The 24,102-nt window shown below is 63.9% G+C and carries 22 protein-coding genes; 8 read left to right on the top strand and 14 right to left on the bottom strand.

Annotated elements, in window-relative coordinates:
* Positions 1-71 precede the first annotated feature (71 nt).
* The 3 genes from AEQU_RS11185 (at position 72) to AEQU_RS11175 (ending at position 2,985) form a co-directional block, all read left to right on the top strand.
* Complete coding sequence (locus AEQU_RS11185) at positions 72-1,115, top strand: Na/Pi cotransporter family protein (protein ID WP_022741702.1); 1,044 nt, start codon at positions 72-74, stop codon at positions 1,113-1,115.
* Positions 1,116-1,342: 227 nt separating this feature from the next.
* Complete coding sequence (locus AEQU_RS11180) at positions 1,343-2,074, top strand: response regulator transcription factor (RefSeq protein WP_022741701.1); 732 nt, start codon at positions 1,343-1,345, stop codon at positions 2,072-2,074.
* Positions 2,071-2,985 (top strand): sensor histidine kinase, encoded by a 915-nt coding sequence (locus tag AEQU_RS11175; RefSeq protein ID WP_022741700.1) that lies wholly within the window; start codon positions 2,071-2,073, stop codon positions 2,983-2,985. Before AEQU_RS11180 ends, AEQU_RS11175 begins: the two co-directional genes overlap by 4 nt.
* A 72-nt stretch (positions 2,986-3,057) precedes the next feature.
* Here AEQU_RS11175 and AEQU_RS11170 read toward each other — a convergent pair whose 3' ends face one another.
* The 7 genes from AEQU_RS11170 to AEQU_RS11140 all read right to left on the bottom strand — a co-directional run bounded on the left by AEQU_RS11170 (position 3,058) and on the right by AEQU_RS11140 (position 12,447).
* A complete protein-coding gene (locus tag AEQU_RS11170; protein WP_022741699.1) occupies positions 3,058-3,729 on the bottom strand; it encodes a 4Fe-4S cluster-binding domain-containing protein in 672 nt (223 codons plus the stop codon).
* 323 nt (positions 3,730-4,052) lie between these two features.
* Entirely contained in the window at positions 4,053-4,940 is an 888-nt protein-coding gene (locus AEQU_RS11165) for a mechanosensitive ion channel family protein (RefSeq protein ID WP_022741698.1), read from the bottom strand.
* A gap of 72 nt (positions 4,941-5,012) precedes the next feature.
* On the bottom strand, positions 5,013-6,917 hold the full coding sequence (pknB, locus tag AEQU_RS11160) for a Stk1 family PASTA domain-containing Ser/Thr kinase (protein WP_051353442.1): 1,905 nt from the start codon (positions 6,915-6,917) through the stop codon (positions 5,013-5,015).
* Positions 6,918-7,013: 96 nt separating this feature from the next.
* On the bottom strand, positions 7,014-9,797 hold the full coding sequence (locus AEQU_RS11155) for an FtsW/RodA/SpoVE family cell cycle protein (protein WP_022741691.1): 2,784 nt from the start codon (positions 9,795-9,797) through the stop codon (positions 7,014-7,016).
* The gene (locus AEQU_RS11150) at positions 9,794-11,128 is read right to left on the bottom strand and encodes a Stp1/IreP family PP2C-type Ser/Thr phosphatase (RefSeq protein WP_022741688.1); all 1,335 of its coding nucleotides are present in this window, start codon (positions 11,126-11,128) and stop codon (positions 9,794-9,796) included. The genes AEQU_RS11155 and AEQU_RS11150 overlap by 4 nt, the downstream gene beginning before the upstream one ends.
* Complete coding sequence (locus AEQU_RS11145) at positions 11,128-11,541, bottom strand: FHA domain-containing protein (protein ID WP_022741684.1); 414 nt, start codon at positions 11,539-11,541, stop codon at positions 11,128-11,130. The genes AEQU_RS11150 and AEQU_RS11145 overlap by 1 nt, the downstream gene beginning before the upstream one ends.
* Before the next feature lie 36 nt (positions 11,542-11,577).
* Positions 11,578-12,447, bottom strand: a complete 870-nt coding sequence (locus AEQU_RS11140) for an FHA domain-containing protein (protein ID WP_022741681.1) — start codon at positions 12,445-12,447, stop codon at positions 11,578-11,580.
* A gap of 263 nt (positions 12,448-12,710) precedes the next feature.
* Here AEQU_RS11140 and AEQU_RS11135 point away from each other — a divergent pair, with 263 nt between their 5' ends.
* From AEQU_RS11135 to AEQU_RS11115, 4 genes are all read left to right on the top strand, one after another.
* A complete protein-coding gene (locus tag AEQU_RS11135; protein WP_022741678.1) occupies positions 12,711-14,363 on the top strand; it encodes an ABC1 kinase family protein in 1,653 nt (550 codons plus the stop codon).
* Positions 14,364-14,562: 199 nt separating this feature from the next.
* On the top strand, positions 14,563-15,033 hold the full coding sequence (locus AEQU_RS11130; RefSeq protein ID WP_022741676.1) for a universal stress protein: 471 nt from the start codon (positions 14,563-14,565) through the stop codon (positions 15,031-15,033).
* A 10-nt stretch (positions 15,034-15,043) separates the two neighbouring features.
* On the top strand, positions 15,044-16,210 hold the full coding sequence (locus AEQU_RS13075; protein ID WP_051353441.1) for a hypothetical protein: 1,167 nt from the start codon (positions 15,044-15,046) through the stop codon (positions 16,208-16,210).
* Between the two features lie 49 nt (positions 16,211-16,259).
* Entirely contained in the window at positions 16,260-16,943 is a 684-nt protein-coding gene (locus AEQU_RS11115; RefSeq protein ID WP_022741669.1) for a PspA/IM30 family protein, read from the top strand.
* Between the two features lie 84 nt (positions 16,944-17,027).
* Here AEQU_RS11115 and AEQU_RS11110 read toward each other — a convergent pair whose 3' ends face one another.
* The 6 genes from AEQU_RS11110 to AEQU_RS12045 all read right to left on the bottom strand — a co-directional run bounded on the left by AEQU_RS11110 (position 17,028) and on the right by AEQU_RS12045 (position 22,005).
* On the bottom strand, positions 17,028-17,762 hold the full coding sequence (locus AEQU_RS11110; RefSeq protein ID WP_022741666.1) for an amino acid ABC transporter ATP-binding protein: 735 nt from the start codon (positions 17,760-17,762) through the stop codon (positions 17,028-17,030).
* A 59-nt stretch (positions 17,763-17,821) separates the two neighbouring features.
* Entirely contained in the window at positions 17,822-18,646 is an 825-nt protein-coding gene (locus AEQU_RS11105) for an amino acid ABC transporter permease (RefSeq protein WP_197536796.1), read from the bottom strand.
* A gap of 95 nt (positions 18,647-18,741) precedes the next feature.
* Positions 18,742-19,629: a transporter substrate-binding domain-containing protein gene (locus AEQU_RS11100; protein WP_022741659.1), complete on the bottom strand. Its 888-nt coding sequence runs from the start codon at positions 19,627-19,629 to the stop codon at positions 18,742-18,744.
* Positions 19,626-20,126 (bottom strand): MarR family winged helix-turn-helix transcriptional regulator, encoded by a 501-nt coding sequence (locus tag AEQU_RS11095; RefSeq protein WP_022741655.1) that lies wholly within the window; start codon positions 20,124-20,126, stop codon positions 19,626-19,628. The genes AEQU_RS11100 and AEQU_RS11095 overlap by 4 nt, the downstream gene beginning before the upstream one ends.
* Positions 20,127-20,222: 96 nt before the next feature.
* The gene (locus AEQU_RS11090; RefSeq protein ID WP_022741652.1) at positions 20,223-20,906 is read right to left on the bottom strand and encodes a 4Fe-4S binding protein; all 684 of its coding nucleotides are present in this window, start codon (positions 20,904-20,906) and stop codon (positions 20,223-20,225) included.
* A 22-nt stretch (positions 20,907-20,928) separates the two neighbouring features.
* Positions 20,929-22,005, bottom strand: a complete 1,077-nt coding sequence (locus AEQU_RS12045; protein WP_022741649.1) for an ATP-grasp domain-containing protein — start codon at positions 22,003-22,005, stop codon at positions 20,929-20,931.
* Between the two features lie 458 nt (positions 22,006-22,463).
* Between AEQU_RS12045 and AEQU_RS11075 the strand changes: the two genes are divergently transcribed.
* Positions 22,464-22,751: a hypothetical protein gene (locus tag AEQU_RS11075; RefSeq protein WP_022741646.1), complete on the top strand. Its 288-nt coding sequence runs from the start codon at positions 22,464-22,466 to the stop codon at positions 22,749-22,751.
* A 94-nt stretch (positions 22,752-22,845) separates the two neighbouring features.
* Here the strand turns inward: AEQU_RS11075 and AEQU_RS12040 are convergent, their stop codons facing one another.
* Positions 22,846-24,096 carry a hypothetical protein gene (locus AEQU_RS12040; RefSeq protein WP_022741643.1) on the bottom strand — a complete coding sequence of 417 codons (1,251 nt, stop codon included), beginning with the start codon at positions 24,094-24,096 and terminating at the stop codon, positions 22,846-22,848.
* Between the last annotated feature and the right edge of the window lie 6 nt (positions 24,097-24,102).

Genomic DNA, 24,102 nt, shown 5'->3' with positions numbered 1-24,102 from the left:
GCCGCAAGGGTGCGACCCGTCAACGAACGCGGCTCGCAAGGGGCGGGTCGCCGTGAGAAGGAGACGCATAGGTGGAAGAACTGCTGCAAATCGGGCTGGGACTGTTCGGCGGTCTGGCCCTGTTCCTGTACGGCATGAACCTCATGAGCAGCAACCTGCAGGAGGCGGCTGGCGAACGCATGCGTGCCATTCTGGCCGCCGTGACGAAGAACCCCTTTTTCGGTGTTCTGGCCGGTGCACTGGCCACGGCGGTGCTGCAAAGCTCCAGCGCCACCACGGTCATGGCCATCGGTTTCGTGGCTGCCGGTCTCATGGGGTTGCGTCAGGCCATCCCCATCATCATGGGAGCGAATATCGGCACCACCATCACGGCGCAGATCATCGCCTTCAAGCTGTCCGATTACGTGCTCGGCATCGTGCTCGTGGGCTTCCTCATCATGCAGCTCGCCAAGCAGGGACAGATGAAGTACGTCGGCACCGCCGTCTTCGGCTTCGGACTTTTGTTCCTCGGCATCGACACCATGGGCGCTGTCATGAAGCCCTTGGCCGAGAACCCCGTGTTCACCGACCTGATTGCCCAGGTGACGGGCGTGCCGGTGCTCGGCGTTCTGGTGGGCACCCTCATGACGCTCGTGGTGCAAAGCTCCAGCGCCACCATCGCCGTGCTGCAGAACTTCGCTTCCACGCCGGGCGCCGATGGAGCGAGCATCATCGGCCTCGACGGCGCCATCCCCATCCTTCTCGGCGACAACCTGGGCACCACCATCACGGCGCTGCTCGCCGCCATCGGCCAGTCTCGCGACGCCAAGCGCGTGGCCCTGTCCCACTGCATCTTCAACCTATCGGGCTGCCTCTTGTTCGTGTGGCTCGTCGGGCCCTTCGCGTCAGTGGTGGCGGCCATTCCCCCGGCCGGCCCCGAGGTGGAAGTTATCGCCCGGCAGATCGCCAACGCCCACACGCTGTTCAACGTGACCATGACCGCTTTGTGGCTACCGCTGGTCTCGGTGATGGTGAAGATCGTCATGGCGATTCTCCCCGAGAAGCCGCGTCGACCGCGCGACCCGCTGGTGGACACCCTGGAGACGCCGCTGGCCCCCGACGCAGCGGCCGCCTAAGCCGCCCTTGCGACCGACGGCGCTACCCCGCACCGTCGGTCGCTTTCGCGCTGGTTTCCGGTTGCGCGGAGGTGTCGCTGGGGCGGCACTGGGTGGCACTGAGGCGGCACTGGGACGGCACTGCCTGTTCGGTCGGCCCCACGGCTCTTTGACGCCTTGCCGCCCATCTCTGCGTCGCGCGGCTGTTGCGCTACAATGACCGCGCACCTGTTCCAGAAAGGATTCCCATGAGCAAAGCCCCGCTCATCTATTACGTGGAAGACGACGAGCATATCCGCGACCTGACTGCCTATGCGCTGCATCAAGCGGGTATGGAAGTGCGTGCGTTCCACGATGGCGACGGTCTTGTTGAGCGGTGCGCGGTCGAGCCGCCCGATGCGGTGCTGCTGGACATTATGCTGCCCGGCGACGATGGCCTCGTTCTGCTGCAGGCCCTGCGCGGTAATGCGGCGACGGAGAACCTTCCCGTTATGATGCTCACGGCCAAGGGCACCGAGTTCGACAAAGTAGTGGGGCTCGATGCCGGCGCCGACGACTACCTGGCGAAACCCTTCGGCATGATGGAACTCATCTCGCGAGTGAACGCGCTGCTGCGGCGCGCGAGCCGTCCGAGCCAAGGCGCTGCAGAAGAGGTGGCGGAGCCCAGTGACCTTATGGCCGTCGGCGCGATCAAGCTGTCGCCGTCCGCCCGCACCGTGGTGGCGAATGGCCGGGAAGTCAACCTCACACGCAAGGAGTTCGACCTTCTGCGCACACTCATGGAGAACAAGGGCCGTGTGCTTACCCGCGAGCAGCTGCTCGAGCAGGTGTGGGGCGTAAGCTTCGTCGGCGAGACGCGCACGGTGGACATGCACGTGAAGACGCTGCGGCGCAAGCTGGCCGAGGCGGCCCCCGGCTCCGAAGAGGCTGTTGCCACCGTGCGCGGCGTGGGCTATCGCTTGAAGAAGAACGCCTCATGAGTGCCACCAACGCATCGCGCAACGGCTGCGAGGCCGAAACTGCTGAAGTGCCGGTAGCCGCGCCTGAGGTAGAGGCTGACAAGCCGGCGCGCTCGAGATCGGCCCTCGCGCGCAACGAAGAGCTGGCTCGCGCCGAGAAGATGCGCCGCGAATTCTCGGCCAACGTCTCCCATGAGATGAAAACGCCCCTGCAGGTGATCTCCGGTTATGCGGAGCTGATGGCCAACGGCCTGGTGCCCCCTGAGGACGTGCCGCGTTTCGCGCAGCTCATCTACGAGGAGTCCCAAGCCATGCGCGCTCTCATCGACGATGTGCTTATTCTTTCGCGTCTCGACGAGATGGCGCCGGGCGACAACGAAACCGAGGCAGTGAATCTGGAAGAGGTGGCCAGTCGGGTGGTGGGGCGCTTGACCAAGCTGGCTGCCGATGCGGGAGTGACCGTTGGCCTCAAGGCCGAACCGGTCATCATTCGGGGCAATGAAACCCTGCTCAAGCAGATGATCTACAACTTGGTCGAGAACGCCATCCGCTACAATCGCGAAAACGGTCGCGTGTTCGTGGAGGTGTACGCGGAGGACGTTGTCGGTGCGGAGGATGCGTCTGGTAGGGGGTTCGTGCACGGTGTTGTGCCGGGCGAAGGCGATGCTGAGGAGGGGGTCAAGGCGGCTGCTCCGGTGCGCATGGGCGTCATCCGCGTGAACGACACGGGCGCGGGTATTCCCGCCGACAAGCTGGAGAAAATCTTCGAGCGCTTCTATCGCTTGGAGAAAAGTCGCTCCAAAGAGCTGGGCGGCACGGGGCTGGGCCTTGCCATCGTCAAGCATGCCGCTCTCTACCACGGCGGCGAGGTGTCCGTGGAGAGCGAAGAAGACGTCGGCACCCGTTTCACCGTGCGGCTACCCATCGGATGACAAAGATTTCCAAAAAAGTGGTCACCAAAAATGCGAAAACTTTTGTCGGTCATGGCTCCAAAAGGTGCTCGCCTACCAGTTGGAGGGCTTTTCCAGCGAGAACGAGGTGGGCTGCCATTCCACGACAGAGCCGGTGCGTCGGGTGGCCGGCACATCGATCAGGCGCTGGTTGGAGGAGCCGCACCACTTCAGCTCGAGGGACTTGCGCGACTCCACGAAGGGGCCATCTACGAGCACGTCGATGGAATCCAGCAGGTCTCCCACGGCCAAGTCGTCGGCGATGTCGGCGAGAGCCCCACTGACCATCGCTTCCTCAGGGTTCTCGTGGAGCGCCTCGCCGCCGAGTGCCCCGATCCGGCGATCGCGCTCGGCGCGGGCTTTGTTGGCTCGTTTCGCCAGATCTTCATAGAGGTAACCGGAATAACTCCAGACTCCGTAACCATTGCGTTTCAGCTCGGCCGCCAAGGCTGCGCAGGCCTTCGGCTGTTCGAAGGGCTCGCCGCCGGAGAGGGTGACGTCGTGCACGAGGCCGTTGGCACGAATATCGGCCAGAAGGGCCGCGAGGGTCGTTTCGGTGCCTCCCTCGGCCGGTTGGCTTTCGGGGTTGTGGCAACCAGGACAACCGTGGCTGCACCCCTGCACGAACACGGCGTAGCGCAGACCGGGCCCGTCCACGATGGAGTCGGGCACGGTACCGTACAGCGAGATGGTGGCGTTTTCGAAGTCGTTTTCCATAGCCGCCATTGTAGCGCACTCCGACTCGCCTAACCGTCGACCGCGTCTCTGTCATAAAGTTGGCACGAGTGCTCCTTCAAGCAGCGATGGTGGGCAACGTTTATCCAACAGCTTATGTTGTGCCGTATGTCAAGACTTTCCTGTCACCAGGTTTTGCGTATACTGAAATCAAGCCTTGTTCCCGCCATATACTGCGATGGACCGACGTATTATGACGAGGGAGCTCTAGAAGCGGTTGGAACGGAGATTCGCATCCGTTGATGCGAAAGCCGGGAGACCCGATGCGAGCACCCACCTTTTGAGGTGGGTTCATCCTCTGGCGTGGGGCAGGGCTATTTTTGTGTCTCGATTTCGGCCGAAGTGCCTTCCTCGTCCTTCACGGGCACGAGCGACCCGGTGGCGTCGGTAAGTTTCTGCCCGGTTAGGTCGCCCATGGCCTCCTCGATAAGATGGTTGTGCACGTAGGGGGCGACGGCTCGGATAGCGGCATCGGTGGCAGAGGAGGCTTTGGAAGCCTCGGCGATGGTGAAGCTCAGCGAACCTTTGAACCCGTAGTCGGTGATGGACGAGAACGATACGCTGGGCCGCTTCTTCAGCTTGCTCACACGGGCGACGGCCTTCTCGGCGGCGTCCTCAATGTGATGGGCCGTGGCGGTGAGGCGCTCGCTGTTGGTGGTGACCACCAGGGGAATGGAAATCTCATTCAAGGGCGACAGCTTGCAGACGGCCGTGGAAGTCATGAGCGAGTTGGGGATGTTGGTGATGGTGCCCGAACTGTCTTTGATGGAGGTGTAGCGCCAGGTGACGTCCTGCACGACGCCAGTGACGCCGGATGGTCCCATGCGGATGTTGTCGCCGGGTTCCACGGTGCGCGACACGCTGACGGTCAGGCCGCCGATGAGGTTCGAAAGCGTGTCCTGAAAACCCAACGACACCGCGATACCGACAACGCCCAGGCCGGTGACCATGGCGGAGATGTTCACGTTGAAGCACATCGACAGCACGCAGCAGATGCCGATGACCCACACGATGATGCGCACGAGATTGATGAAGATGGAGCTGGAAGGCAGAAGCGTCGTCTTGTTCAGCACGCGGCGCATAAAAGCCACGGTGATGCGCGCGACGACGAAGGTGATCGCGCAGATGATCACGACGCCGAGCAGGGTGTTGAACCAATCGGCGTGGATGAACTTATCGAATATGTCGAGCAGATTAGGCATGGTCCCATTATAGAAGGGCGCCTCCATCCCGAAGGAGGAGGCGCCCGGTTTTCACGGTTTCGTTATGCGACCCTAGTTGGTGGAAGGGGTGGTGGTGCCGGTGTCGCCGCCCTGGTTGCCCGGGTCGGTGGTGCCGGGGTCGGTCGTGCCCGGATCGGTGGTGCCACCAGGATTGTTGGTGCCGGGGTCGGTCGCGCCGGGGTTGGTGGGCTGCTCCGGCTTGGGGTCGGGCTCGGGCTCCGGCTCGGGGCCCTTCGAAATGGTGATCTGCACGGTAGCGCCGGGCTTCACCTTGTCGTTCAGCGGATCCTGCTTCATGACGCGGCCCTCGCCCTGCTTGTCGCTGTACTCGCGGGCCTTCACGTCGGCACCGAAGCCCTCGGACTGCAGCTTGTCGATGGCCTTCTCCTCGGTCATGCCGATGACGTTGGGCACGGTCGTCAGCTCGCTTCCGCGGGAGGTGACGACCTCGATGGTGGTGCCGGGCTTCACCGGCTCGTCGGCGGCGGGGCTTTGCGAAATGATCTTGCCCTCGGCGACATCTTCCGAGTATTTGCTCTCGGCTTCCACAACCTTAAGGCCGGCGTCCTCGGCCGCCTGGCGCGCCTCGTCCATGGTCATGTTCTTGAAGTTGGGCGCGTCCACGGTATCGGGCCCCACGGCAATGGTGAGGGTGATGGTCGTACCCTTCGGCTGCTTGGTGCCGCCGGCCGGATCTTGCTGCAGCACGGTGCCCTCGTCGACGGATTCGTCTTCCTTAGGAGTGGTAGTTACTTGGAAGCCCGCTTGCTCCAGGGTGAATGTCGCCTCGTCCAAGGTATTGCCCACCACGCTGGGCACCTCGATGGGCTCGTCGGCAGGGGCAGCCGGCTTGAAGCCGCCGGACACGGCGAAGGCGATGCCGGCCACCAGCGCGATGGCCAAAATGGCGCAGAGGGCGATGATAACGGGCTTCTTGCTCTTCTTCGTGTTGGCGTCGTGGAAGTTCGTCGCTTGGAAATTGCCCGTGGAACTCGGCGACATGGCCGCTGTGCCGCCGGCAACCGTCGGCATAACCTGGGTGCTCGTGATGCCCGGCACGGGAGCGGGCACGGCGCCCATCATGCGCGTCTGGGCCTCGGTGAACGACGAGCTCATCGCGCCGGCGGGCAGCGTGACGGGGCGTCCGGCCAGGTAGTCGTTCAGTGCGATGCGCATGTCGTTGGCCGTGGCGAAGCGGCGCGCCGGATCCTTCGAGAGGGCCACCATGATGATGTCCTCGAGGTCGGGGTCGATGTTCGGGTTGATGGAAGAGGGCGCGGCCGGCTCGTCCTTCACCTGCTGCATGGCTACCGATACGGCGTCCGGGCCATCGAAGGGGAGCTTGCCCGTGGTGGCCTCGTACAGCACGATGCCCAGCGAGTAGATGTCGCTGGCGGCCGTGAGATCTTTGCCCTGGGCCTGTTCCGGCGAGATGTAGTGGGCGGTGCCCAGCACAGCGGACGTTTTGTCGTTCACGGAATTCTTCGCTCGGGCGATGCCGAAATCCATCACCTTCACGTTGCCATCGGGCTGCACCATGATGTTCTGCGGCTTGATGTCGCGGTGGATGATGTCCTGGTTGTGGGCGACGGTGAGGGCCTGGCACACCTGGGCGCCGATTTCGGCGGCCTTACGCTGGTTGATGGCGCCGCGCTGCTGGATGGCGGTCTTCAGGTCGGACCCGCGCACGAACTCCATGACGATGTAATAGGTGTCGTCGTCTTGGCCCCAGTCGTACACGTTCACGATGTAGGGGCTCTGCAGGTTTGCAGCCGCGGCGGCTTCCTGGCGGAAGCGCTGGGTGAAAGAGGGGTCGGCGGCGAATTGGGGCAGCATCACCTTCACGGCGACGACGCGGCCCAGCGTGCTATCTTGGGCGCGGTACACCTCGGCCATGCCGCCGATGCCGATGCGATCCTTTATCTCGTAGCGGCCGCCGAAGACCTTGCCCGTCATTGTTCCCTGTCCGGTCACCTTGATACTCCTTAAAGTTCCATGTACGAGTGCGTTTGCGGTTTAAGTATGCGAACTCTGGTGAGTCTTGCCATTGTACTACAGCGCCCCCGTCACTTCGAGAGCCGTTTCCAGAACGTCGTGGGCGGCGCTGGCGCCAGCCCCCGATTCGCCCTTCTCGATGACGACGGCCACCACGATCTTGGGGTCAGCAGCGGGGGCCATTCCCACGAACCAGCTGTCGTCGCTGCCGTCACCGCGCTCGTGGGTGCCGGTCTTGCCGGCCACGGCCACATCGTCCAGGGCCGCCTTGCCGCCGGTTCCTTCGGTGACGACACCCTTCATGATGTCGATCTCAGCGGCGGCGGTGTCGGCATCCATGGCCTGCTTCAGCTTCACGGGAATGGGCGAGAAGCTGCGCTCGCCGTTGGCGTTGTAGATGCCGTCGACCAGGTAGGGCTGCATGATGGCGCCCTCGTTGGCGATGGCGGCGCCCACCAGCGCCATCTGCAGCACGGTGGCCTGGGGTCCGGCGGGGCTCTCGTGCTCGCCCACGGGCTCGCCGCAGGCGGCCCAGGCGGTTTCCCAGGTGGTCATTTCCTCGGGGTCGGGCATGAGGGACGTGGCCAGGGGCAAATCGAAGGGGATGTCTTCGTTGAACCCGAAGCTGCACGCCATCTGCACGAGCAAATCGCTGCCGAGCTGCACGCCCACCTGGCCGAACACGGTGTTCGACGAGTACCACATGGCCTGCTCCAGGGTGATCTTGCCGTAGGAGCGCTTCTTCACGTTGGTCACCGGCGCGTTGCCGATGTCCATCTCGCCGGGGGAGTCGTAGGTGGTGTCCGCCGTGGCAATGTGATCCTGCAGCGCGGCGGCCAAGGTCACCATCTTGAAGGTGGAGCCGGGCGCGTACAGCGCCTGGGTGGCGCGGTTGAACAGCTCGGAGGAATCGCTGCCGCCGTCCGCGGCGGCGGTGAGCAGCTCCTCGTAGTTGGCGGCGTCGAAGGTGGGGGAGGAGGCCAGAGCGTACACGGCGCCGGTCTCGGGATTCAGGGCCACCACGGCGCCTACCTGGCCGGCCAGCGCGTCTTGCGCCGCCTGCTGGATGCGGGAATCGATGGAAAGCACGACGTCGTTGCCTTTGGTCTGGATGCCCGCGAGCGAGTTCACCACATCGGTAAAGCTGGCGAAGTTCTGCTCGCCGCGCAGCGTGTCGTTGTAAGCGGCTTCGATGCCGGCGGTGCCGAAGCGCTCGGAGGTGTAGCCCACGATGTGCGCCGCCAGCTCGCCGGCGGGGTATTCGCGCTTGTAGGAGCCGTCCTCTTGGCGCACCGATGTGGCGAGTACCGTGCCGTCGGCAGTGGAGATGGTGCCCCGCTCCATGCGGGCCTCTTTCGCGATGGTGTGGTTGTTCGACGGCATGCTCTGGTATTCCGGCGCCTTGATGACCATGAGGTAGGTGAGGTTGGCCACGAGCACTGCGAACAGCACCGAGAAGACGATCATGGTGCCGGTGAGTCGCTTGCCCAACGCCACGCGTCCCAGCACGGCGTCCGACCCGTGGGCGCCGATGGCCCCGGTCTGGCGCATTTCGGAATCGACGCCGGTGCCCTCGTCGCCGCAGCGCAGCAGGCAGCCGACGATGATGAAGCTGGCGATGAGTGACGAGCCGCCCTGGCTGATGAAGGGCAGTGTGATGCCGGTGAGGGGAATGAGACGTGTGACACCGCCGACGATGATGAAGGCCTGCAGCACGATGATGGAGGTGAGGCCCACGGCGGTGAACGAGCTGACGTCGGATTTCGCCCGGGCCGCCGTGACGATGCCGCGAATGGCGAAGCACAAATACAGCAGCAGCACGCCGGCTGCGCCGAGCAGGCCCGTCTCCTCGGCGATGACGGGGAAGATGAAGTCGCTCTCGGCGACGGGGATGCCGCCCTCGGCTACGGGCTGACCGCCCATGCCCCGCCCGATGCCGGTGCCGAACAGGTCGCCGTCGGCGATGGAATAGAGGCTCTGCACTAGCTGGAAGCCGCCGCCCTGGGCCTCGGCGAAGGGATCCTGCCAGATGGCGACGCGGGTCTGCACGTGGCCCATCATGCCGTAAAGGGCCACGGCCGCAATGGCCGCAAGCCCAATGGAGACCACCAGGTAGAGCTTCTTCCCCGTGGCCACGTACAGCATGATGACGAACACGGAGAACAGCACGAGCGCGAGGCCGAGGTCCTTCTCCAACACGACGACGATGAAGGCGAGCGCCCACATGACGATGAGCGGGAGCAGGGTGGCGAGGCTCGGCAGCCACAGCGGCCCCACCTTCCACGTGAACACCGAGAGCATCTCGCGGTTGGCGGCCAGGTAGGCGGCGATGAAGAACACGATGAGGATCTTGGCCAGCTCGCCGGGCTGGAAGCTGAAGCTGCCGAAGCGCAGCCACAGTTGGCCGCCGCCGGACTCGTAGCCGATGACCGGCAGCATGGGCGAGAGCAAAAGCAAGATGCCCACGATCATAAGCGTGTACTTGTAGTTGGCGAGCTTGTCCAAGTTGCGCACGACGGCGAGGGTGGCAATCATGGCCGCGATGCCGATGAACAGCCACAGCAGCTGGTTTACGGCCAAATCGGGCACAATGCGGGTCACAAACGCGATACCGATGCCCGACAGCGCGAACGAAATGGGCAGAATAGCTGGGTCGGCTGCGGGCGCGAGCAGACGTACGGCAATGTGGGCCACGAGGAATGCGGCGAAGATGCCGAGCGGCACGCCCAGGGTGTTGAAGGACAGCTCCTGGCCGCCGGTGACCACCATCATGGCGAAGAGCACGATGACGATGGGCGAGGCGATGAGCAGGAGCATCAGCTCTATGTTGCGCCGGGTCATCGGTTGGTTCCTCCCGAGGTGCCTTCCTGTGCGCCGTTCGTGCCGGTGCCGGGGTTGATCGTGCCCGTGCCGTTCGTGCCGGAGCCAGCGCCCGATGAAGGCGACGCACTTTGCGAGCCGCCCGTCGTGCCTTGTGCGTCCGTGCCGCCCTGCGCGCCGCTGGCCGTGCTGCCGCCGGCACCCTCCGTGCCCTTTGCGGGCTCTTCCGGCTTGTTGGCCTCGGCCGCTGCCCGGGCCGCTTCCTCTTCAGCGGCACGGCGGTCGGCGATCTCCTTCTCGTACTCGGCGACGAGGCTGTTGGCGGCTTCCAAAGAATCCACCTTGATGCCCTCCTCGCGCAGGCGATTGGCGGTGCCGGGCTGCAAGTCGTCAAGGGCCACGTCGGTCACGCGGTCGAGGTGATTGAATGACAGCCCGAAGATGTCTCCGGGAACGCCCTGATACACGGCGACTTTCCCATCCTGAGCCACCAGATAGGCGGCGTTGGACGCCAGATAGTTGAACCCGTAGGCGCACCCGGCGATGATGGCCACCAGCAAAAGCGCCAGCATGATGGCCGTCGCGCGGCTCTTGCGCGTCAGCTTGCGGCGATGCTGCTCGGCCAGACCCGTGACGTCCACGACGATGACGGTGACGTTGTCGTAGCCGCCCCGGCCCACCGCCTCGTTCACCAGCTGGGCCGCGCAGCGCTGAGGCTCGCTGTGGCTGGCGAGGATCTTGGCGATCTGGTCATCTTCCAACATCGTGGAAAGCCCGTCGGAGCACAGAAGCAGGCGGTCGCCGGCTTCCACCGTCAGCTCGAACAAGTCGGGCTGGGTGCGCGGGTCGCTGCCCAAAGCGCGGGTGATGACCGAGCGTTGGGGATGCACCCGGGCCTCGGCCTCGGTAATTTGCCCGGCCTCGATAAGGTCGGCCACAAGCGAGTGGTCGCGGGTGAGCTGCTGCATCTGCCCTTTGTGAAGGAGATAGGCCCGTGAGTCGCCCACCTGGGCAATGACGAGCTTGTCCTTCTCAAGCATGGCGGCGGTGCAGGTGCAGCCCATGCCGGCGCGGCCGACGCCTTCGCGGGCGGCGCGGATGATGGCGAGGTTCGCCTCTTCCACGGCCTGGCCGAGCGCCGAGGCATCGGGGTGTGCCGGTGCGCGGTCGCAGATGACGTCCACGGCGATTTCGGACGCCACTTCCCCGGCGGCGTGGCCGCCCATGCCGTCGCACACCACGTACAGCGGCGGGGCGACGGCCAGCGAATCCTCGTTATGCTCGCGCACGCAGCCGACATCGGTGCGACTGCCGAAAGTTGCGCCGCTCTTCTTGCGCTTTGCCCGGGCCATTATTGGTTCCTCACGCGGATGTCGACGTCGCCGATGGTAACGAGGTCCTTGTTGCGCAGGGCTACCGGGTCATGGACGGGACGCCCGTTCACGGCGGTGCCGTTCTTCGAGCCCAAATCTTCCACGAAGAGGTTCTGGCCCATCAGCTGGAAGCGGGCATGACGGCCGGACACGTAGCCGGCGCCGATGACGATGTCGGCCCCGGGCGAGCGGCCCACGATGACGGGCCCGTGCACGGCGATGGAGACGCCGCGCAGCTCTTTGGGGCCGCGTTCCACCGACACCGTCCAGCCGCGTTCCTTCTTGCGGGAACCTTTGACCATGCCGATGCCGGTGCGCATGATGGCGAACAGAAACAAATAGAGCAGCGCCACGAACAACAGGCGCGCGATGAGCAGAACGAGATCGATCACCGATAGCCTCCTTTGGCTCGCTGAGGTGCGGGCGGGCTAGATGAGCTGGAACTCGAGGTTGGTGGTGCCCACGATGATGCGGTCGGCGTCGTGCAGCGCGGTGGATTTGATCTGGCGGCCGTTCACGAAGGTGCCGTTGGTGGAGCCGAGGTCGGTGAGAATCCAGGCGCCGGACTCGTCCTGGCGGATTTCCGCGTGTACGCGCGAGACGTTGATGTCGGGGATGACGATGTCGTTCTTCGACTCGCGCCCGATGGTCTCGGCCTGGCCGGGCAGCGTGAAGGCGCGGTCATTGGTGATGTCGTAGATATAAGCTTGGCGTGGCTCGTCGTCCTCGTAGTAGTCGTCTTCCACGTACTCGTCGACGGGCGCGGCCTGGTAGTCGTAGCCGCCGGCGGGTGCGGGTGCTGGCGCCGGAGCGGGAGCGGGCTGCTGGTAGCCGTAGCCCGCTTGCGGGGCGGCCGCGCGGGCCGGACCGCCGCCGGGACGGATGCCGTAGCGGGCGTACTCTTCCTGGCGCAGCTGCTCAACCAGCGGGGAGGCCACCATTTCGGCAATGACGTCGAACTTGCCGTGGCGCAAATCGTCGTCGACGATGAAGCGCACAAGGGGCTGGCCGTCCATGACGAGGCCCTGCTCGGCGGCTTTGGCGGAAAGGTAGGTTTCGGTCTCGCCAGCCAGGGTGGGGTAGTAGCCCAGAAGGCGGCGGTCATCGTCGGCGTTGACGAGCACGGTATAAAGCGTGGGAGCGTACTGCTTGCCTGCGCCGACCATCTTCTCGCGGCGCATCTGCTTCTCGGCCTTCTTGGCAATCTGCACGGGAGACAGCGGGGCCGCGCCCATGCGATCGGCGGCGCCTTCCACGGTGTCTTCCATCTTGCCCTCGAATTTTGAGAGGAGTCCCATGTGCTTCTCCTTGTTCTTGCGTGTTTAAGCTGCGTTCTTCTTGTGTGGTTGCGCTGCGCTTTCAGTGCAGCGTTCAGTAGCACAGCAGCTTATTTTGCCATAAAACCTATGCACACACCTCATCGACCAACCATTTTACTTAATTGCCACAGTGACAATTTTGTTCGATTGGCCGGGAAACAGCTTGATGCCAGGTGAATTGATGAGGGGATTGCTTCTCATTTCGCACGATACCATGGGCTTTCCAGAAAGGAGGAGCGCCCATGGCCACGTTCGAGGAGTTCATGAAGGTCGCCGAGATTTCCATCAAGGACAAGACCTCTCACAAGCGCATGAACGAGATTGTGCGCATCATGCGGCAGCACAAGGTGCTGCACGGGCTTACCCCCGAGCAGGCCGTGGAAGTACTGCAGGCGCTCGGCCCCACGTACGTGAAAATCGGCCAGCTGGCCTCGAACCGTTCCGATCTTCTGCCCAAGGCCTACTGCGACGCCTTCGAAAAACTGCGCGATGACGCGAATCCGATGCCGTTCGATGTGGTGATCGAGCAGATCGACCGCGCATACGGGAAGTCGTGGCACGAGGTGTTCGCCTCCATCGATCCGGTGCCTTTGGGTGCGGCCTCCATTGCTCAGGTGCACAAGGCGACGCTGCTCGACGGCACAACGGTGGCGGTAAAGGTGCGCCGGCCGGGTGTGGCCGAATCCATGGCCGAGGACATCATGCTCATGAAGCACTTGCTGGCCTTGGGCGAGTTCGCTTCCAATTCCCATCGCGACATCCTGCTGTCGCTCGAGGGCTTCATCGAGGAAATCGAGCGCACGACGGCCAGTGAGGTGGATTTCACCTCCGAGCTGCACAACCTCATGCGCTTCCACGACGAGCTGGCCGACGAAGAGGGGGTCACGTCCCCGGTGGCCTACCCGCAGTACTCGTGCGAGTCGGTGCTCGTCATGGAGTTCGTCCAGGGCACGGAAATTTCCCACACGCAAGCGTTGCGCGAGCAGGGGATCGACGTGAACGCGCTCGCGCGCCGCGTGTGCCAAAGTTACGTGACCCAGGTGCTCGACGACGGGTTCTTCCATGCCGACCCGCATCCGGGCAACATCCTCGTGCGTGACGGAGACGTGGTGTGGATCGATCTGGGCATGGTGGGCACGCTGACGGTGTCGGAGCGGATGCTCGTCGGGAAGGTGTTCACGGCGGTGGCCACCGATAACGCCTATCTGCTGAAGGAAGCGGTGATGGGCCTCGTGCATGTGCTGGGCCCGGTGGATCACGGGGCGCTGCTCGAGGCGCTCTCGCGGTTGCTCGCCGAGTACAGCACCGCCGAGATGAAGGAAATCAACGTGGGCACTGTGCTCACCGAGGTCATCGAGGTGCTGCGTGGCCAGAACATGATGATGACCTCGTCGGTGACCATGCTTGCCCGCGGATTCGTGACCATCGAGGGGGTCATGGCCCAAGTGGCGCCCGATATCAGCGTCATCGAGATCGTGTCGAAGCACGTCATCGCCCAGCAGGCCGACCCGAAGTTTTTGGCGACGCAGCTGATCGATCTCGCCACGACGAGCGCCGCTTCGGCCGAGGCCTTGGCGAAGCTGCCGACCCAGCTGTCGAACACTCTGGAGATGATCGATCGCGGGCAGATCAAGGTGAACGGCGACATCGAGGTGTCCTCGCGCATCCTCGCCACCGCCTACGCCTCGGTGGGCCGCATATCGTTGGCGCTGCTGTCTGCGGGGCTGTTCCTGGGGTCGTCTATCCTGTGCACCACGGCTATGCAGCCGCAGCTGCTCGGCGTGCCCCTGCTCGGCGTGCTCGGCTACGTGGGCGCCTTCGTGCTGGGCGCCTACACGGTGTTCCACATCCTGGTCTCCCGCCATCGCCTTCTCAACAATGAGGAGCCGCGGTAGGGGTGTGTAACGTCGTGTCTACAGGTGGGCGGCGGCGGGGAAACGGAAAAGGACCGTGGTAAAATGGCAGTTGCTCATTAGGATGAGCCACAAGGTAAGCATTTTCCGGCGATGCTAGAGCATGCGAGCTGCTTTCGGTGGCCGAGCTGTGGTTCGTAGGCGTCGTCGCTTGAGGTGCCGCGAGGGTAAGGAGGCCCCCATGTACAAGAAGATTCTCGTTCCCTACGATAAGTCCGACCCGGCGAAAAACGCCCTGGGGGCTGCGCTCGATCTGGCGGCCGGGGTGCCCGGCGCCCAGATCACCGTGCTGTCGGTGGTCGACTGGCACGACTTCAACGCCGAGACGTTCAAGATTGCCTCGCGCATGTCCGGCGTCATGGGCGACACCATGGATATGGATGTGATCTCCGAAGTGGAGAACGAGGCCATCAAGGCCGATATGGACGCCATTGCCGAGAACATCGCGCCTTTGGTGGGCGACGCCGAGGGCATCGGTATCGCGGTGGTGAACGGCTCGCCGCACGATTCCATCACGGCCTATGCCGACGAGGGCGGTTACGACTGCATCGTCATGGGCCATCGCGGTCTGGGTGCCGTGCGTGGGATGCTCGGCAGCGTGTGCTACTCCGTGCTGCACAAGACCAACGTGCCCGTGCTCATTGTGAAATAGGTTCGAGGCCATGGGACGATCGGGCGGAGGCGGCGGCTTCTCGGGAGGCGGCGGCTTCGGCGGAGGCTTTGGAAGTAGCGGCGGCGGATTCGGCGGCGGGTTTTCCGGCGGCTCGGGATCGGGCGGTCGCTCGGCTGGCCACGGCGGCTCTGGTTTCGGCGGCGGGTACCATGGCGGTGGCTACTACGGCGGAGGCTTCGGGGGCGGCAGCTTCTGGGGCGGTTTCCTCGGCGGCCTGATGGGCTCGAGCCGAGGAGGCGGTGGCTCGATGCCGCCGCAGATGCCCCAGCAGCCGAGCGGCCCGCAGCAGCCCGGATCGGGCGGCGGCCCCGGCGGCCCGAATGCGCCGCAGCCTGGTTCGCCTCAGGGCAAGTCCTCCAACAGCGGATGCGGCACGGTGTTCGTCATCGTGGCCGCCGTGTTGCTGGTGCTGCTCCTCGTGGTGGCCCTGGGCAGCGGTGGCTGCTCGGGCGCGAACGTGCCCGCGTCTACCGTGGAGCGCACGGCCCTTCCTGCCGGTTCCGTAAACGAGACGGGCTACTTCACCGACGAGGATGGCGACTGGATTCACGATCCGGCGAAGCTCGAGCGCGGTCTGCGCCATTTCTACGAGGAAACGGGCGTGCAGCCCTACGTGTACATCCTGCCGAACGGATCGGTGCGCTCCTACCAGGAGCTGCAGTCCATTGCCCAGGAAAAGTACGACGAGCTGTTCACCGACCAGGCGCACTTCGTCCTTGTGTTTTGCGACGATGGCAACGGGCGCTTCAACGCCGCCTACTGGGCCGGTGCGAGGACGGGATCGGTGCTCGACGATGAGGCCATCAACATCTTCAAAGCATACCTCAGCCAGAACTACGACGATATGAGCCTGTCGGAAGAGGAGATCTTCTCCGACGCCTTTGCCGACACGGCCGACCGTATCATGACGGTGACGCCTTCGCCGCTGCCGATCATCGCGGTGTGCGCGGCAGTGATAATAGTGGCCGTCGTCGTGTTCCTCATCGTGCGCAACCGCCGTCTGGCGAAGCAGCGCGAGGCAGAGCGCATGCAGGAGATTCTGAACACGCCGCTGGAGTCGCTGGCCGACGCCGAGCTGGCGGATTTGGAAAAGAAGTACGCGCAGGCAGACGCTTCGGACGCGCCGCCGGTGCAGCCGACGAAGCCGCGGCCCTAGGCGGCGCTGCGGTATTCAACCCGGCCCTCGGGCCAGATAGGAGACTGACATGGGAATCCTCGATCGCTTCACCTCCATCGTGAAGGCGAATATCAACGAGCTTCTGGATAAGGCCGAAGATCCCGAGAAGATGGTCGACCAGTATCTGCGCGAGATGACCGAGTCGCTCGCCGAGGTGCGCGAGGCCACCGCTGGCGTCATGGCCGAGGAGAAGCGCTGCAAGAAGCTCCTCGACGAGAATCGCGAGGAAACGGAGAAGTACGAGGAGCTGGCTCGCAAGGCGCTCGCCGCCGGCAACGAGGCCGACGCCCGCGTGTTCCTCGCGAAGAAGCAGGAGCTGGCGGGGCGCGCCGAGGGCCTTACGGTGGCCTACGAGGGTGCGAAGGCCAACGCCGACAAGATGCGCCAAATGCACGACAAGCTTGTGGCCGACATCGAGGAGCTGAACGCGCGGAAGGCCACCATCAAGGCGAAGGCCGCCGTGGCGAAAACGCAGTCCAAGGTGAACGAGATGACTTCGGCCGGCGATCGTGCCGAGGGTGCTCGCAGCGCTTTTGACCGCATGGAGGCCAAGGCTGACGAGATGCTCGACCGCGCCAATGCCGTGGCTGAGCTGTCCGAGAAGCCGGCCGATCCCACCGAGGAACTCGCGAAGAAGTACGCCGCCGCCGGCGCCGAAGCCGCCGTCGACGACGATTTGGCCCGCCTGAAGAAGGAGATGGGCCTGGAGTAGGGCTTGTCTTCGCTCCGCAAAGCGTCAGTTCCAAGCAAACATATCTTTCGCATCGACTGAGAGGCGATCCGTGGGTCGCCTCTTTTACATGCTCCATTCCAGAAGGCGGCTGAGGAAGCGGGTGAGTTCGGGGGTTTCGGGGTGGTCGAAAACGCGGGCGGCGTCGCCGTACTCCAGAAGGCGGCCGCCATAGAGGAAGGCGACGTGGTCGCAGGCGTGGCGGGCGAAGCCCATCTCATGGGTGACGATGATGAAGCGCGTGCCGGCTTCGGCGAGGTCGCGCACGACGTCGAGCACTTCGGTGGTGAATTCCGGATCTAGGGCGCTTGTGGGCTCGTCCAGCAGAAGAAGGCGCGGGCGGGCGGCGAGCGCGCGGGCGATGGCGACGCGCTGCTTTTGGCCGCCGGACAGCTGGGCTGGCCGCTTGGCCAGGGAGTCTTCCAAACCGAGGCGCGCGAGTAGCTCGCGGGCGCGATCGTCGGCCTCGTCGGAGCTGGCGCCATGAACCACCCGCAAGGGAAGCGCCACGTTTTCCAAAGCGGTCATGTGGTGGAACAGGCCGCCATCTTGGAAGACGAAGCCCAAGGTGGCGCGGTAGGCGCGCAAAGACGCCTCGTCGAAGGAGACGGGGCTGCCGTCTACGGCCATGGTGCCGGATGTGGGTGCCTCCAGGCCGCCGATGATGCGCAGCAGCGTGGATTTCCCGCCGCCGGAGGGGCCGATGATGGCGAGCGCCGACACCTCCTCATCGAAGGTGATGTCGCGCAGGACTTCCACGCCGTCGAAGGACTTGCACAGATGATCGAGGCTAATGCGCATGGTTCGCCTCCCGGGCTATAAGGGCCAAGGCGCCCGGCCGACGCAAATGTTTTGCTGCTCTAGTGCGCATAGTCGAGCCTTTTCTCGAAGTGGCGGCTTACCGCCATGATGGGCAGCGTGAGCACCAGATACAGCGCGCCGAGCAGCAGAAATCCGCCGAAGAAGTTGTAGTTCGTGGCGGTGATCTCGCGCATGGTTTGGGTGAGTTCGATGACGGCAATGACCGACAGCAGCGACGAGTCCTTGATGATGGAGGCCACCTGACCCGTGAGCGCCGGCAGCGTGCGGGCCACCAGCTGCGGCGCCACTACGTAGCGCAAGGTTTGGGCGCGGGTGAAGCCGACGGCTCGGGCCGCTTCCATCTGCCCCGCGTCCAGCGACAGCAGGCTGCCGCGCACGATTTCGGCGATGTAGGCACCCGAGAACAGCGACAGGATGAGAATGCCCGCCAGCACCCGGTTGTCGATGCCCCAGGCCGTACCGATGATGTAGTAGAAGAAGTACACTTGCACGATGAGCGGCGTGCCGCGGATGATTTTCACGTAAAAGTCGCACAGATAGCGCAGCGGCAGGAAGCGCGCGCCCTGGCCCGCGGCCACGAGCACGCCGAGCGCCAGGCTCGCCACGAGCGACGCCGCCGAAATGCCCACGGTCATGCAGAAGCCGTCCCAGATACGCATGCGGTACTGGGCCACGAAATCGAAGTTCAGCGAGATGCCCGCCGCGGCCAGCGATGCCCACACCACGGCGATGACCACTACGCATACGGCCAGGTAGTTCAGCGCCGCCTTCGCCGGGGGCACGGGTACGCCCGCGGCAGCGGTGAAGGGGCGCATCGTCCGATGCGGGCGACGGGGCGTCGGTGAAGTCGTGGAATGAGGCATCGGCCCCGGTCGCCTCCTTAAGCTTCGGAATCGGAAAGAGCGCCCATGGTAAGTGCTCAGGTTTTCTACGCGTGCGCTTTACAGGGTACTTGAAATTACTCGAAATCGAAGAACCACTTGAAGCCGTACTGGTCGAAGGCCTTCTTTTCCTCGGAGAGGTACTTCTCGGTTAGGCGGTCGAACTCGCCGTCGGTTTTCGACTGCGCGATGAAGGCGTTCAGCTGGTCGAGCAGCTCCGTGTTGCCCTTCTTCACGGCGATGCCCCACTCCTCGGCGTCCTGGAAGGGGATGAACACGGCCTCGGTGGTATCGGGGTTCGCCTGATGGTTGCGGTAGATGGTTAGCTGGTCGTACAGGAAGCCGTCGGCCTTGCCCTGCACCACTTCAGTCACGCACGCGCTCTCGTCGGCCAGGCGAACGATCTCCGCATTGGTCAGGTTCTTCGTGGCGTACACATCGCCGGTGGAGCCGGTCTTCACGGCCACCTTCTTGCCCGGCTGGTTCAAGTCGTCGATGGAAGCCACGCCGGAATTCGCGTTTGCCAGAATGGCCAGCTGGGCCATGGCGTAGGCGTCGGAGAAGTCCACGGACTGCTTGCGCTCGTCGGTAATGGTCATGGAACTGATAACCAGATCGGCCTTGTCCGATTGCAGCGAGGGAATAAGGCCGTCCCAGGCGGTGTTCTCAATCTGCACATCGTAGCCGTAGGCGGCGCCGAAGTCGCGGATGAAATCGACGGCGAGGCCCTCCGGGTTGCCGGCGTCGTCTTTCGTTTCGAAGGGTGGGTAGGCCAGTTCCATGGCCACGCGCAGAGTCTTGCCGTCGGTGCTGGCGGAGGTGTTGTCGGCATCGGCACTGCTGCTGTCGGTGCCGCCCGACGCGCAGCCGGTCAAACTGCAGGCCAGGGCGAAGGTGCAGGCGATGACGGCGGCAGCAAGGGCCGCCTTCGCGATGGGGAAGCTGCGGGATAGGGAAAGGTTCATCGGTGGTCTCCTCGGGTTTCGGCTGCAGGTTCGGAATCAGGTTCACGCTTCGATTCAGAATCGTCTGCGGCACTCATATTCTTTTGCATGGCTTTCATGGTACGGCAAGTAGCGGCAAGGTCGGCGGCGGGGATGCTATTTGTCAGCGTTGTGATAAGCGTATGGGACACGCGATCCATGGCCGGCTCCAGGGCGCGGCCCGCATCGGTCAGACGCACCTCGCACATGCGGCGGTCGCGGGGGTTGGGGGCTTTCTCCACATAGCCGGCATTGGCCAGCTTGCGCACGAGGGCCGTCACCGTGGATGGATCCTTCCCGATGGCTTCAGCCAAAGCAGCCATGGACATCGCGTCGTGGGCGAACAGCTGCATGAGGATGTCGCCGTGGGAGGGCACGATGCCGGCGAGCCCTTCGCGGGCCATGAGCTCCACCAGGTAACGATTGGCCGCGCCGAGCGTGCGGCTCATAAGGCTGACGATATCGCCGTGAGGGGGCATGTTCGGGACGTCTTGGACGCTCGAGGCGTGTGATGCGCTCGGAACGGCGGCTGCGGTTTCTCTGCTCTCTCCTGGTTCTCTTCCCATGGCTGCCTCCTAATCTTTCGAAACGCCCTTGCTGATGACAGCGCCGGCAGGGCAGACATGGTAGCAGTTGCCGCACTCGTCGCAGCGTTCGCCGAGGATGGCGTAGGGCGTGCCGGCCACGATGGCCTTGTGGGTGCAGGCATCGGCGCAGGCACCGCACTCGATGCACGCATCGGTGATGGAAAGCCCTGGCGCCTCGAAAGTCGCACCGCCCCAGGCGAAGCGCTCGCGGAGGATCTTGTGGTCGCGGTGCACCATGTTGAAGTCGTAGTCGTACAGCTCGCCCCAGGCGGAATGCAGCACGAGCACGCGGGTCTCGGGGTACTTGTTGATGTCGTATATGGCGACGTTGAACTGCGGGTTTGCCGCTGCCTTCTCGGTCACCTCCTCCCGCGTGAGCAGGCGCACATCCCCGGAGACGCGCACCATGAAGCCTGGCTGGAAATGCGGCATGTTGTCGTCATCCCAGCTGCAGGGCGCGGCGGTTTTCTCGCCGCAAACGGACAGCTTGCCGCCTTCCACAAGCTGGCGGTAGAAGGGCTTCACGTCCATGGTGCGCAGGTAGAGGCCCTCCTCGTCGCAGGCAAAGAAGTGCGCGATGCGGGAATCGACGCCGCCGCGCCCATCGAGGGTGGCGAAGCTGCAGCAGCCGATTTGGTCGAAAAGGTCGTAGACTTCGGGGATGGTGAGCATGAGGCTCCTTTCTTGAGAAGTGCTAATTTGTGGCGTTGCGCAGCGTGTGGTAGCGGGCGGCCAGCGCTCGGGCGTAGGCGGCCATAAGATCGAAGCCGAATAGCTCGGTGCAGTCTTCCGACACGTTCGACACGCTGTTGGCATCGATGATGAAGTTGTCCTCGGCGGCCTCGATGACGTCGAAGCTGCCGAACTGGATGTCCAGGATGCGGGCCGCTTCCAGCACGGCATCGGTGGCGGCGGCGGGGCAGTCGGGGTACAACTCGTAGGTGGAGCCCTCGTGGTAGGAGGAGAGCCCGCTCGTTGCCACCGACCGCTTCACCACGAGCGCGATGCGGCTGTCCACCACCTCGATGCGCGTGAGGAATCCGCCGGCGGCTTCGATATAAGGCTCCACGATGAAGACGAGATTGGGGGCTGCACTCAGAAATGCGCGGGCGGCGGCAGGGCTGCGCAGCACAGCGGTGTGCGTGGTGCGACCGCCGCAGTTCGGCTTGATGATGCAAGGGTAGGTCCATTGGTCCGGGGTCGGCCGGGGCCATCTGTGGGAGGCGATTTCGGCTTCTGATGCACGGGGACTCCAAGCCTCGGAGGCTTCTTCCCGGCTGAGAGCAACAGAGCGCGAATCGTCGAGGTCGGCCGCCGCTCTGCCGAGCTCGGCGGGTGTCCCCCATGCGATGATAGCTGGAGCCGTGATGCCCGCGTTGCGCAGCGTTTCGGTGGCCAGGAGCTTGTCGATTTCGAAGTGATGGGCGCGACCAGGATTGATGAGCGGGATGCCCTCAGCCTCGGCCAGGGCGATGATATCTTCCATGGCCCGGTGAGAACGCTGGTGCCCGCGGAAGGCTGCGCTCGCGAACACCCGGCTCACGAGCATGGCGCAGCTGCGGGCCTGTTCCACGGCGTCGGCGTCTTCCATGTTGATCATGCGCACATGACGCCAGGAATTGTCGGCTGCGTCGCTTTCTCTTGTCGCTGTCTGCGAGTTCGCTTCAGCTGGAACGGCTTCGGCGAGCGCGTTCTCCGCCAGTGCCGCCTCGAGCTCGCGCCCCAACTTCCAGTCGGACCATTCGTCCGACTCGTACAGAATGCCGATCACTCCACTCCTCGCTATCGCGTACGCTCCTTCGGGTCGTAGGGACTCCGAAGGAGCTTCCAATACGTGTTGCTATTCAAAATACTTTGACATCAAAGTATTGTCAACGAATAATCGAGTGAGCGGAAAATTCCACGATTGTGCGAGACTAAGATTGGGTTACAATGAAGGTCGGCGCCCCGTCACGTCCGGGCGGCTTCCCAGAAAGGAGCTTCCCATGGACGCACAAACTGTCATTGCCCTATGCGATCTCATGCTTGTGTTTATCGGAATCATCGGGCTTTTCCTGGTGAGGAAGGAGTGACGGACGGTGTTGGCAAAGAAGAAGCCGGGCCCCATGCTAAAGTAGACCCGGCTTAGTCGTTAACCAGTGCCGCCCGGCTGAGCGGGGCACCGATCGTTTGCATTATAGCATGGCTCGAGGTATTTGCGCGAAAATCGTTGCGGGAAGGGAGGCGTCCATGGGCAGCAAGAAGCGGTCGGCGTGGCAGAAGCAGAAGGCGGAGTTCTCTGCATTCCTCGGCGGCATGGACGATCTGTTCGCTAGCGAGAACGCACGCAGCCAACGCCACGAGGAAGAGCGTGCGGCCGCCCTGCGTCACAAGGCCTGCGAGCGCAAGAACCGCTACGCCAGCCGCTACGAAGCCGAGCTCACCGCCGCAGAATGCGCCGAGCACGGCGCCCCGCCCCTGCACGTCTACCACTGCCCCTACTGCAACGGCTGGCACCTCACCTCGAAGGGGGAGTAGGGCTATGGGCGCCACCAGGCCTTTCGCATCTTTCGCAAAGGAGAGAGAGGGGACTGCTGCACCGTAATTCCTTTTTTCGGGTGGCGTGGCGGGCTTAGTGCCGGGCGCGGCGGTTCATGACGAAGGCGATGGCGCCGGCTGCCGCTGCTCCTAAGGCGATGCTCGCAATGATGGCGAGGGGTACGAGATCTCCTGTCTGGGCCAGCTTCTCGCCCTCTTTCAGGCCGGTCTCGTAGACGTTCTTCACGTAGTCGGCGTCGGATTTGCTCACGGGGTTCTCGATCATCTCTTCGGTGATCTCCGTCTTGTCTTGCGCGTCGCCCGATTCGATGAAGTCTTTTACCACCTCGTCCTTCACATCGTCGGGCAGCACGCCTTCGATTTCGTCTTTGTCGAAGGTGGTATCGTTCGGCAGGCTTGGCGTCGCGCTTCCGTCGGCGCTCGGCGTGTCGGCGGGCTTGTCGGCGCTGGAATCGTCCGCTGGTTTGTCGGCTCCGGAGCCATCGGCGGGCTGGTCGGCGCTGTTGTCGCCGTTTCCGCTGTCGTCGGGCGGCGTCGTGTCGTCCGGCTGGGTCGCATCGCTTGGCGGCGTCGTGTCGGTGGGCACTTCAATATCGTCGGGCAGATTCGCGGAATCGGGCACGTAAAGCACGTTGATGACGTTGTCGTCGGGGTTGACGCCCACGCGTATCTCGGACGGGTAGGTGTCCACCACGTAAGTGCCGTCAATCTTGTACTCGTAGGCGTCGCCCTTGACGAGTTTGTCGAAGCGCTGGTCGGTGAAGGTCTCCGACCCCATCTTGACGAACTTCACGTCGTCGGGCGCCAGTGCGTCCTTCCAGTTGTCGGCGGTCAGGTCAGCGTTTTCCATGAGGTAGTAATTCACCGTGTACTCGTTGTTCCACAGCTTGAAGTAGAAGAGGTTGATGACGTTGTCGGAAGGGTTGTCGGTCAGCGTGAGATTTTGCGGCCAGCCGTCCCAGAAGAAATGTCCGGGGATGTCGACCACGTAATTCCACGCATTCAGCGTCTGCCCTACGTGCACGTCGGTGAGCTCGTAGCTGCCTAGCAGCACCCGGCCATTCTCGTCGGGCTCGGTGTCACCGTCGTCGTAGCTGACGTTCTCGTAGTACATGATTGTCGCTGTGGTGGGCGTCTCAGCGGCTGCGGTGGGCGTCTCGGTGGCATCCGCCTCTTCCGTGGCGCTCGTTGTTGCCTCGGTGCCCTCGTCGCCGTTCGTTGCGGCCAAGGCGCTGTAGGCGCAGGAAGTGAGGGGAGCGAGCAGGAGCAACGCAAGGGCCCCGATGGCAAGAGCGCGAACCGTTCGTTTTGCTGAAGCGGCCATGGTAGT

Origin of the sequence: Adlercreutzia equolifaciens DSM 19450 (assembly GCF_000478885.1) — a bacterium.
GTDB lineage: Bacteria > Actinomycetota > Coriobacteriia > Coriobacteriales > Eggerthellaceae > Adlercreutzia > Adlercreutzia equolifaciens.
The sequence above is the reverse complement of the archived record's forward strand: the minus strand, read 5'-3'. Positions and strand labels throughout refer to the sequence as shown.

Coding starts and splice junctions, on each gene's coding strand:
- AEQU_RS11135 (WP_022741678.1), top strand. CDS start 12,711: ATGGCCACGTTCGAGGAGTTCATGAAGGTCGCCGAGATTTCCATCAAG.
- AEQU_RS11115 (WP_022741669.1), top strand. CDS start 16,260: ATGGGAATCCTCGATCGCTTCACCTCCATCGTGAAGGCGAATATCAAC.
- AEQU_RS11100 (WP_022741659.1), bottom strand. CDS start 19,629: ATGAACCTTTCCCTATCCCGCAGCTTCCCCATCGCGAAGGCGGCCCTT.
- AEQU_RS11140 (WP_022741681.1), bottom strand. CDS start 12,447: ATGGGACTCCTCTCAAAATTCGAGGGCAAGATGGAAGACACCGTGGAA.
- AEQU_RS11105 (WP_197536796.1), bottom strand. CDS start 18,646: ATGCCTCATTCCACGACTTCACCGACGCCCCGTCGCCCGCATCGGACG.
- AEQU_RS11180 (WP_022741701.1), top strand. CDS start 1,343: ATGAGCAAAGCCCCGCTCATCTATTACGTGGAAGACGACGAGCATATC.
- AEQU_RS11165 (WP_022741698.1), bottom strand. CDS start 4,940: ATGCCTAATCTGCTCGACATATTCGATAAGTTCATCCACGCCGATTGG.
- AEQU_RS11150 (WP_022741688.1), bottom strand. CDS start 11,128: ATGGCCCGGGCAAAGCGCAAGAAGAGCGGCGCAACTTTCGGCAGTCGC.
- AEQU_RS11110 (WP_022741666.1), bottom strand. CDS start 17,762: ATGCGCATTAGCCTCGATCATCTGTGCAAGTCCTTCGACGGCGTGGAA.
- AEQU_RS11170 (WP_022741699.1), bottom strand. CDS start 3,729: ATGGCGGCTATGGAAAACGACTTCGAAAACGCCACCATCTCGCTGTAC.
- AEQU_RS12040 (WP_022741643.1), bottom strand. CDS start 24,096: ATGGCCGCTTCAGCAAAACGAACGGTTCGCGCTCTTGCCATCGGGGCC.
- AEQU_RS13075 (WP_051353441.1), top strand. CDS start 15,044: ATGGGACGATCGGGCGGAGGCGGCGGCTTCTCGGGAGGCGGCGGCTTC.
- AEQU_RS11155 (WP_022741691.1), bottom strand. CDS start 9,797: ATGACCCGGCGCAACATAGAGCTGATGCTCCTGCTCATCGCCTCGCCC.
- AEQU_RS11130 (WP_022741676.1), top strand. CDS start 14,563: ATGTACAAGAAGATTCTCGTTCCCTACGATAAGTCCGACCCGGCGAAA.
- AEQU_RS11090 (WP_022741652.1), bottom strand. CDS start 20,906: ATGCTCACCATCCCCGAAGTCTACGACCTTTTCGACCAAATCGGCTGC.
- AEQU_RS11075 (WP_022741646.1), top strand. CDS start 22,464: ATGGGCAGCAAGAAGCGGTCGGCGTGGCAGAAGCAGAAGGCGGAGTTC.
- AEQU_RS11095 (WP_022741655.1), bottom strand. CDS start 20,126: ATGCCCCCTCACGGCGATATCGTCAGCCTTATGAGCCGCACGCTCGGC.
- pknB (WP_051353442.1), bottom strand. CDS start 6,917: ATGACGGGCAAGGTCTTCGGCGGCCGCTACGAGATAAAGGATCGCATC.
- AEQU_RS11175 (WP_022741700.1), top strand. CDS start 2,071: ATGAGTGCCACCAACGCATCGCGCAACGGCTGCGAGGCCGAAACTGCT.